The 9,981-nt window shown below is 33.6% G+C and carries 10 protein-coding genes; 6 read left to right on the forward strand and 4 right to left on the reverse strand.

Annotated elements, in window-relative coordinates; all coding sequences use genetic code 11:
* Positions 1-58 precede the first annotated feature (58 nt).
* From LBU54_RS12570 to LBU54_RS12585, 4 genes are all read left to right on the forward strand, one after another.
* Entirely contained in the window at positions 59-1,237 is a 1,179-nt protein-coding gene (locus LBU54_RS12570) for an OmpH family outer membrane protein (protein WP_224530298.1), read from the forward strand.
* A 30-nt stretch (positions 1,238-1,267) separates the two neighbouring features.
* Positions 1,268-1,768 carry an OmpH family outer membrane protein gene (locus LBU54_RS12575; protein ID WP_224530301.1) on the forward strand — a complete coding sequence of 167 codons (501 nt, stop codon included), beginning with the start codon at positions 1,268-1,270 and terminating at the stop codon, positions 1,766-1,768.
* Positions 1,769-1,832: 64 nt separating this feature from the next.
* Positions 1,833-2,612, forward strand: a complete 780-nt coding sequence (gene murI / locus LBU54_RS12580; RefSeq protein WP_224530305.1) for a glutamate racemase — start codon at positions 1,833-1,835, stop codon at positions 2,610-2,612.
* Between the two features lie 30 nt (positions 2,613-2,642).
* Positions 2,643-2,990: a GTPase gene (locus LBU54_RS12585; RefSeq protein WP_224530308.1), complete on the forward strand. Its 348-nt coding sequence runs from the start codon at positions 2,643-2,645 to the stop codon at positions 2,988-2,990.
* Here the strand turns inward: LBU54_RS12585 and LBU54_RS12590 are convergent.
* From LBU54_RS12590 to LBU54_RS12600, 3 genes are read right to left on the reverse strand one after another with little or no spacing between them, the layout of a single operon-like run.
* A complete protein-coding gene (locus LBU54_RS12590; protein WP_224530313.1) occupies positions 2,977-3,495 on the reverse strand; it encodes a gamma carbonic anhydrase family protein in 519 nt (172 codons plus the stop codon). The genes LBU54_RS12585 and LBU54_RS12590 overlap by 14 nt on opposite strands.
* Positions 3,496-3,497: 2 nt before the next feature.
* Complete coding sequence (locus LBU54_RS12595) at positions 3,498-4,232, reverse strand: LytR/AlgR family response regulator transcription factor (protein ID WP_224530315.1); 735 nt, start codon at positions 4,230-4,232, stop codon at positions 3,498-3,500.
* Between the two features lies 1 nt (position 4,233).
* Positions 4,234-6,417, reverse strand: coding sequence for a histidine kinase (locus tag LBU54_RS12600; protein ID WP_224530316.1), 2,184 nt, complete (start codon positions 6,415-6,417; stop codon positions 4,234-4,236).
* Positions 6,418-6,630: 213 nt separating this feature from the next.
* On the opposite strand from LBU54_RS12600, the gene LBU54_RS12605 reads away from it, so the two are divergent.
* Positions 6,631-7,662, forward strand: a complete 1,032-nt coding sequence (locus LBU54_RS12605; RefSeq protein ID WP_224530319.1) for an SIMPL domain-containing protein — start codon at positions 6,631-6,633, stop codon at positions 7,660-7,662.
* 5 nt (positions 7,663-7,667) lie between these two features.
* Positions 7,668-8,831, forward strand: coding sequence for a vWA domain-containing protein (locus LBU54_RS12610; protein ID WP_224530321.1), 1,164 nt, complete (start codon positions 7,668-7,670; stop codon positions 8,829-8,831).
* Positions 8,832-8,873: 42 nt separating this feature from the next.
* Here LBU54_RS12610 and LBU54_RS12615 read toward each other — a convergent pair whose 3' ends face one another.
* A complete protein-coding gene (locus LBU54_RS12615) occupies positions 8,874-9,884 on the reverse strand; it encodes a PorP/SprF family type IX secretion system membrane protein (RefSeq protein WP_224530323.1) in 1,011 nt (336 codons plus the stop codon).
* Between the last annotated feature and the right edge of the window lie 97 nt (positions 9,885-9,981).

Genomic DNA, 9,981 nt, shown 5'->3' on the forward strand with positions numbered 1-9,981 from the left:
ACTGAAAAAAAGGAAACAATTGGTTTTGCCAAAGATGTCCCAAAACAAAAATAATTTAATGATGAAATTTAAAGTTCTTTTTTTACTGGCATTTACAGGGTTAATGAGCTTTTCTGCTTTGGCACAGCGTGGTGTAAGAATAGGTTATATTGATACGGAATATATTTTACAAAATGTTCCTGAATATCAAGAAGCCTCTACACAACTAGATAAAAAAGTATTGCAATGGAAGTCTGAAATTGAAAAGAAACTGAGCGTTATTGAGCAAAAGAAAAAAGAACTTGAAAACGAAAGTGTTCTTTTAACTAAAGAGCTTTATGAAGAGCGCATGGAAGACATTTCTTTTGAGGAAGCCGAAATCTTAGATTATCAACAAAAACGTTTTGGTCCCAATGGGGATTTAATGATTCAAAAACGTCAATTAATAGCACCTATACAGGATCAAATATTCGCAGCAGTTCAAGAAATAGCAACTTCTAAAAAGTATGATTTTGTTTTTGATAAATCTGCCGATGTGGTCATGCTTTATTCGGCGGAACGTTACGATATAAGTGAACAAGTCTTAAGAACCATAACTAGAGCTTCAAAGCGAACACAAGCTAAGAATAATAAGGAACGTAAAGAATTAGAGGAAGAGGAAGTTGTTCCTGTTGTTGATTCAGATAAGGATGAACGCCAAAAAGCCTTGGAAGAACGAAAGGCTACTCGTGAGGCAGAATTAGCCGCAAAGCGTGCTGAGCGTGAAAAAGCTCTAGAAGAAAGAAGAAAACAACAGCAGGAAGCAAGGGAAGCAAAAAGACGCGAAGCTGAAGAGAGACGCCAAAAAGTACTTGAGGCAAGAAACACTACAGAAAACAAAGAAACGGAAACAGAAAAAGAAGTAGAAGAGGAGGCAGAAGCAACTACTGAAGCAAAATCTGAAACTGAAACTGAAAAGAAAACCTCTGATGTAACGTCTAAAACAAAAGAAAATAGTTCTGAAAAAGCGGAAGCAAAGAACCCAGCAAAAGAAGTTAAAAAAGATAGTACTAGTAATACTAAACCAAAAACTCAAGCCGAAATTCTAGAAGAGAAACGTCAGCAAAAGTTAAAGGAAAGAGAAGAAAGAAAAAAAGCATTAGAGGAAAGAAAAAAACAAATAATTGAACAACGAAAAAAAGCACGTGAAGAGCGTGAAAAACAACTAAAAAAGAGAGATTCTGTAGCAAACGCTAAGAAAGGAGAAGGAAAAAATTAATTATAACACACAAATACAACTTTAGAAAAAATGAAACATTTAAAAACTTTATTTATTGCAACAGCACTTTTTATTGGAGCTACTAGTTTTACAGCTGCACAGAGTAACATTGCACATATTGATACGCAAGAGCTAATAAAAGCAATGCCAGAATACAAGGCTGCTCAAGCGGAAATTGAGAAGCTTGGAAAAACGTACCAGCAAACAATTCAAGGCTCAATAAAAGAATTAGAAACAAAATTGAAGCAATATGATGCTGAAGCACCAAGCCAAACTCAAGAAGAAAATCAAAAGCGTATGCAGGAGGTTGAAGGTATGAAGCAAAGCTTAAATCAATACCAACAAAAAGCGCAAGAAGACTTACAGAAAAAAGAATTTGACCTTTTAAAACCTATTACGGAAAAAGCTAAAGCTGCTATTGAAAAGGTTGCTGCAGCACAAAATATCGATTATGTATTAGAAGCTGGAGGTTTAATTGTGGCACAAGGAAAAGATCTTATGGCAGATGTTAAAGCGGAATTAGGCTTATAATAATACTATCAAATATATTTTAAAAAGTCGCTTAATTAGTAAGCGACTTTTTATTTTTGTTTCAATGAGCAACAATCCAATTGGCATATTCGATTCTGGTATTGGCGGTACTTCAATTTTTAAGGAAATTCATAGTCTACTCCCAAACGAAAATTGTATATATCTTGCTGATAGTAAAAATGCACCTTATGGCAATAAATCAAAAGATGAAATACTTCAGCTTAGTATAAAAAATACTGAATTACTGCTTAAGCATAATTGTAAACTTGTTGTTGTAGCCTGTAATACTGCTACAACAAATGCTATCTCCTATTTAAGAGGTAATTACGATATTCCTTTTATAGGCATAGAACCAGCAATTAAACCCGCTGCATTAAATACTAAGAACAATGTAGTTGGTATACTGGCAACAAAAGGCACTTTGAGCAGTAAATTATTTCATAAAACCGCTGATCTCTATGCAAGTGGCATTAAAGTAGTTGAACAAGTTGGTGAAGGTATTGTACCTTTAATTGAAAATGGTCAATTGGAGTCTGAAAACATGGAAGCACTCCTTAGGACCTATATAGAACCAATGGTAGAAGCTAATATCGATTATCTTGTCTTGGGTTGTACGCATTATCCTTATTTAATACCTACGCTAAAACGAATGCTTCCTAAAAATGTAACGATTATAGATTCTGGATTAGCAGTTGCAAAACAAACAGCAGCAGTATTAGATTCAAATGGTCTGTTAAATGACAATTTAAATTCGCCTTCCATAAAGTTTTACTCAAATGGCGATTTATCCGTTATAAAATCAATTTTAAAGGCTAAGTTCGTCATTGAATTCCTAGATTTCTAAAAAGCATCTCTAAGTCTTATTTCCATTTATATGATATTGTTTTTTATCTATAATTCCAATTCTGGACCATTGAACGCACTGATTGATGTGGGCCACAAACTCATTAACCCCAAAACCTACCCTTGCAGTCTATGTAAACTTACCTATGACACTTTTTCAGAAAAGGCAGCTTGGAAATCATTCAAAAAACGTAATAAAATTGATATGAGATTTTACCATAAGGATGAATTTGAAATTGCGTACCCAAATGAAAATTTCACCTATCCATTAGTCCTAATGAAAAATGGCACTGAGTTTTTTACATTATTAAGCAAAAAAGATCTCGACAAGATTAAAGATGAAAATGAACTAATTAAAAAACTGACTAGTCTTCTTTAAACCATCCTGAATACTTAACATAGTTGTTTGCTATTCGATCTATTTCACCAGAAATTAATTCTTCGCTTATATCTTTAACTTTTTTAGCTGGTACACCAGCATATATGCTACCGGTTTCTACAATCGTATTTTGAGTTACTACCGCTCCGGCAGCAATTATGGAATTACTTTCTACAACACAATCATCCATAATAATACTACCCATACCAACTAATACATTGTCATGAATTGTACATCCGTGAACAATAGCATTGTGTCCAATCGAAACATTATTTCCTATTGTAGTTGGAGATTTTTTGTATGTAGCGTGTATCACGGCTCCGTCTTGTACATTTACTTTGTTACCCATTTTAATGAAATGAACGTCTCCTCTAACCACGGCATTAAACCAAATACTACATTCATTTCCCATAGTAACTTCGCCCACAATTGTGGCATTTTCCGCTATAAAACAGTCTTTTGGTATTTGAGGTTTAATTCCTCGTACAAGTTTAATTACAGGCATAATTATTTAAAATATGATAGTAGTTCTGATTTCCTTGAAGCAGACACCATTACTTCCTTTCCATTGCTTAAAACCACACTTCCTCCTTTTCCCTTTACATACTTAACCACTTCGTTAACATTAACCAAGTAGCTTTTATGTACTCTTACAAAGTTACTATCTTTCAAGCGTTCCTCAATGTACTTTAAAGTTTTACTTACCAGCTTCTTTTTGTTGCTGTTAAGATAAATTTCAGTGTAATTATCGTCTGCCTTGCAATACATTATATCTGCTGTTTCAATAATTTCGAATCCATCTTGCTGTGGTAAAGTTAATTTGCCATTTACAGCCTTGGTCTTGGGCGTCAAAACCTGATTGTGAAGTGCTTCTTCTTTTGTTTTGATATCCGTAACATAATCTACTGCCTTTATTAATTCGTCAATTGATATTGGCTTCATTAAATAATAAGATGCGTGTGCATTTAGGGCGTCAATTGCATAATGGTTGTAGGCAGTAACAAAAATGGTTTCAAAATCAATATCGCCAACTTTATCCAATAGGTCAAATGCATTTCCATATGGCATTTCAACATCAAGAAACACGACGTCTAATTCATTATTTCTAATGAGCACTAAGGCCTCTTCAATATTTTGTGCTTCGCCCAAAACCGCAATATTAGGACAATATTTTGAAAGATAATTCCTTAATATTTCTCTACTTTTTGCCTCGTCTTCTACAATTATGGCATTTAATTTCATTTTAATTCTTTTTAAGTGTTACAACGACCTTAGTACCTTTATCTTCAGAGGCTTGATAATCAGCTACGGCAACATCTACTCTGTCCTTGTACATTTCGTTGAGAATTTTAACCCGCTTTCTGATATTACTCATCCCTGTTGAGTTTTTCTTCTTTTGGTTTGCCGTTTTCAGTCCTTTAGAGCGATCCCTCCCAATACCATCATCTGTCACAGTAATAGTTATTTCTTCGTTTGATTTAGATTCTAACTTTATATCAAGCTTCCCCTTTCCCTCTTTATATCGCAATCCATGCCAAACTGCATTTTCTATATAAGGCTGTAAAAGCATTGGCGGAATTTTAAATTCGTCAATATTTATTTTCTCATCTATATGAATTGTATAATCAAACTTATCCTGAAATCTAAAATGTTCTAATTTTGTATATAGCTCAATCAATTCAATCTCTTTTTGCAACGGAATAAAATCTTCTTCACTATTCTCTAAAACAGCTCGCATTAAAAATGAAAAATCAGTCAAATACTTATTTGCTGTCCGTTCGTCATTTGTGGCAATGAAACTGTTAACCGAGTTCAATGCGTTGAAAATAAAATGGGGATTCATTTGACTTCTGAGTGATTTTAATGCCAATAAGTTGTTTGCAAGTTTTTGTTGCTTTATATATTTAAACATAAAATAGCCAGTTACCAAAAGAAGGATCAATCCACCAACAAGCGAATAAATAATGAGCTGTTGCCTCTTGTTTCTTTCTTGGGTCAACTCGTATTTGCTCTCGGATAGAGCTCTATCACTTTCTAAGGATGTTATTCTGTTCTGTTTTTCCAAAATATTTTTTCTGAAGCGATTAACCTGAGATATTTCTATTTCTTTTTGCGCGTAGAGTTCATCATAAAGTTCATCTACTACAGCCTTGTAGGTGTCCAAATATTCGAGTCCCTTTTCGTTATTACCAGCCTTAATATTAACCTCAGAAAGTTTACGCGCCGCGTCTTTCTTAACTACTAGATCTTCTTTCTTATCTGCCTCTTCAAAACTTCGTTCTAGGTACGGAATAGCATTCTTCAAGTCATTTTTTAAGTAGTAAGCATTACCTATTTTATAGTTTTGTTTCTGAAGTGTTATTGGGCTTTCGTTTGCTAGGACAGTATCTTTTTCTAAGTCAATGATTCCTTCAATTGCCTTTTTTCGTAATTCTATTTCACTGTCATAATCCTCCACATCGGCACTGAATTCTGCAACCTTAACCTGCTCCTCGACTGCCCTAGACCGGTTTTCTTTTTCAGCTAGATTTAATGAATTACTAAAATAATTTCTTGCTTGTGTCAGTTGGCCTTGTGCTTTGTATACTTCTGCTATCTTTGAATTTAAATCTGTAATCTTTGGTGAAATTAGGTGCTTATTCGCAACTTTTAGTCCGTCTTGGTAAGAAGAAATAGCGTCACTGTAATTCTTTATCTTTAAAAACGAATCGCCTAGGCCTTCATAAAACTCTGCCCTTTGATAATTTGAAAGATCCTCTGCATTTATATTTTGATAAGTCTTAATACTTATATCGTATTCTTCATTTCCATGATATGCTTTAGCCAATTTGAGCACTACTGATGAGGATTCGGTATTTTGGATACTAATTTTGTAAGCTGAAATTGCCAAATCATATTGTTTCCAGTACATATAAACATCTCCCAATAGTTCATGTGCTTGTGCACTCTGATTAGAGCTAATGTCTTTATCTAAAGCATCACCGATAAACTGGATGCTTTTTTCTGCATCCTTCTTTAAATAAATATCTGCGGAATCAATTAGCCGATTAAATCTTAAGCTCAATGTTTCTTTTCCGAACCTCTTTCTATAACTGTTATTGCCATCTGAAACCTCTATATTGATTCTATCACCACTTTCAATGGTGTAAAATATTGTTTCAAAGTCTCTATGCCTTATAGTAAGTTCATCGCCAATCTTAGCTCTAATGTTAAAATTCCCATCTTTATTAGTAGTTGTGTAAAACCCATTATTCACTTCAATAGACACTTGTTCTAATGGCTCTCTTGAGTTTTGAATATAAACAGAGCCTCTTATATCAAAATACCCAACCTCCTTCTCAGCTTCAGCCTCCTTTTTATTCTGACCAAATAAACTAAAGCTCAGTGTGAATATGAAAATGTAAAATAATGTGAATTTAATTTTCATTTAATTGAAATTGATTATCGTACTAAACATACATACTTTATTCCGTTTGAAAAAATTCACAAATTCCAATTTCTGTTGATTTAGGGTTAAAACACCCGTGTATACTAAACGCCAAAAACAATTTACTCACCCAAATACAGCCATCACTCATCGTAGCTTTTCTTTTTTCCTTTTTTGAAAGAGCTTTACCATATAATCAAAAAACGAATTATTATGAAAACACATCACTTGTCCTTTTGGCTTGTTCTCTGTTGCTCAATATTGTTGAGAGCACAGCATAAAGGAAATTATAATCAAATTACACCGGATATTTCAAGGCAAAATATTCTAAACTCAAGTAACGCTGCACTTTACAACCCAACGGTACAGCAACAAATTCATAAAACGCTTCACCCTAGTACCTCAATTACTATCGATGTAAAGGCCTTACAAAATGTCAGTGCAACAACCTATACTGCCATTTTTAATGTTACTCAAATTGGCACTACAGCAGAGGAAACAAATGCCCTGATGAAGAAAAAAATAGACAGTATCAAAGCAAGGCTTAAAACCATAGGAATTTCCAATGATAATGTAGCAATCGACGTTATTTCTTTCATTCCAATTTATGAGGTGGAGATTACCAAAAAATTATTCAGTAAAACATACACAGAAGTACCTAAAGGTTTTGAACTTCAGCAAAACATTCACATTCAGTTTTCAAAGACTAATCAATTTGAAAACATACTTGAAGCATGTGCTAAAAGTGAAGTTTACAACCTTGTCAAGGTTGATTATTTCATTGAAGATATTCAAGCTGTATATAAAAATTTACAGGACCAACTTTTAGAGTTTATTGAAGATAAAAAGACCTATTACAAAATGCTTGGCTTTGATTTAGCAAAGTATAATGTTGCTGTTGCAGATGACAAATATTGCTACTTCCCAAAAGACTTTTACCAAAGCTATCAAGCTTTTAATAGTGTCTCTTTTGAGGCCTTTGATAAAGAAAGAGGCGTTACATCGGCAAAAAAACAAACCTCATATTATTACCAACCATTAACGTATGAAAATTACGATATCGTAGTAAATCCATCAATTCTAGAACCCGTAGTTCAGATTGGTATGAATATTAAACTCCTATTCACTCCTAAACCTAAAGAGGAGAAACAAGAACCAATCATCGAAACAGAGATTGAACATAAGTACTACGTAATCTCTCCAAACGGAACAATCGATGTAAAAGAATTAAACACTAAAAAATAATTATCATGAAAATATTATTAAACATTAAAATTTTAGCTATATGCTTCCTGTCAAGCACAGGCTGTAATGCAAATACCAATAATCACAAACAAAACCTTGCAGTTTCAGAAACCATAATAGAAACTATAGAAAAGGAGAACAAACCTGAAATTAAAGTTGCACTATTATTAGACACTAGTAACAGCATGGATGGGCTAATTGATCAGGCCAAGGCACAACTTTGGCAAATTGTCAATGAACTATCTTATGCAAAGTGCAATAAACAAAACCCTAATCTAAAAATTGCTCTATATGAATATGGAAATGACAATCTTAATGCAAAAGAAGGTTATGTAAGGCAAGTAATTGCATTTAGTGATGATCTAGATGAAATCTCAAAAAGTCTTTTTTCACTTACTACAAATGGTGGCAACGAATTTTGCGGTAAGGTAATTCAATCTGCAATAAAACAATTGGACTGGGGAAATAATGAAAATGATCTAAAGTTTATATTTATCGCTGGTAATGAACCGTATACGCAAGGCAATGTGAACTATAAAGATGCTTCAAGACTCGCACACCAAAAAGACATTACTGTAAATACCATTTTCTGTGGGGATTACGACCAAGGCATTTCCACTTTCTGGAAAGATGGAGCAGACTTAACTCATGGAAATTATATGGCCATTAACCATAATAAGGCTACAGTTCACATTGCGACACCTTATGATGATGAAATACTAGAACTAAACGAAAAATTAAATAAAACTTATGTCGTATATGGTAGTATGGGTAGGTACAAAATGGAGCTTCAAGCTGAGCAAGATTCTAATGCACAAAGCTATAATAAAGCAAATGCAGTGAGCAGAACGGTTAGCAAAAGTTCAAGATTGTACAAAAACAGCTCGTGGGACTTGGTTGATGCTGAATTAGATGAAAATTTTGACTATAAGAAATTAAAAAGTGAGGAGTTACCCAAAGAACTAAAAAATAAGTCTGAAACTGAAATAAAATCATATTTAAAAGAAAAACGAACTGAGCGAGAATTACTACAAAGTAAAATCTCCAAACTAAATATAAAAAGACGTAACTACATTCTAGAAAACTCGGATAAAAGTAATAACGGTCTTGAAAACGCCATGATAGAAGCAATCAAATCTCAAGGAAAGCGCAAAAATTACACATGGTAAAAATATAAGAGGCTCAATTTATTAAATTGAGCCTCTTATATTTTAATTAACTGCAGGACAATTACATTCGTATTTCTCTCGCCTGCAATTAAAGTTATAGCCTAAGGTTATTTGATGAAACCCACCAGTGTTGAAATTAATTGTATTGGCTTGATACGAATATGTGTATGCAAATACAAATTGTTTGTAGTCAACACCAATAAAAGGTGTAATATATTGTAATTTTTGACTGCTTATACCTCCACCATCAACAAATTCGGCACCATCCAAACTTCGTCTATAAGATAAGCCACCCCAAACTTTACCAAAATCCATTTCACGATAAACTTTAGCATTAATGTCTATTGTTGTTTCTTCAGTAGCATCCCTGTACATTAACATAACAGAAGGCTCATAACTCCATTCACTCCCATATTTACTAAAAACATATCCAGTAGAAAATAAATACGTTCTTAGATTATCAAACTCAAAACCTTGTTCATTAAAGTTGATACCTTCATTTTTCAAAATATTTTTAGCAGTAAAATGTGCATAAAAATCTAAGAAGTGATATGAAAATCCAAAATCAATATTAAAGTTTGTAGCACTTTGCTCAATACCAGCTATTAGTTGATCAAATTCACCCGGTGCCAAAAAATCTGTTTCATCAAGCTTATATTGAAGAAAACCTGCACTCAACCCAAAAGAAAGCATGTTTAAGTCAATTTCATTTCTTGAAAACATTAAGTGATATGCAAAAGTTGCATAGCCACCAACTGTTGAATGATATCCATTTGAATCATTAAAGAAGATTCCTCCAATACCCACTGGAGAATCACCAACCCTACCATTAGCACTTATCGTTTGCAAGCTTGGCGCGTCATCAATTCCAAACCACTGTTGTCTTGCTGTCATCCTCACTTTAGAACAATTAGCAACTCCAGCCATCGACGGGTGAATTAAATAATAATTATCAGTTAAGTAATCTGAATAAATGGGAACGCCTTCTTGGGAAAAACCAAAGTTTATAATAAAGGCTAAAAATGCAATAAAACTATATTTTTTCAAATTCATTATTTTAACGTTTCAAGGTAAAATGGGCCCTAAGTTCCTTTCTGCGGTCCGTTCCCGGCTCGTCGTACTCCACGGTGAACCAGTAGTCGCTGCTCGG

Source organism: Winogradskyella alexanderae, assembly GCF_020166335.1.
GTDB lineage: Bacteria > Bacteroidota > Bacteroidia > Flavobacteriales > Flavobacteriaceae > Winogradskyella > Winogradskyella alexanderae.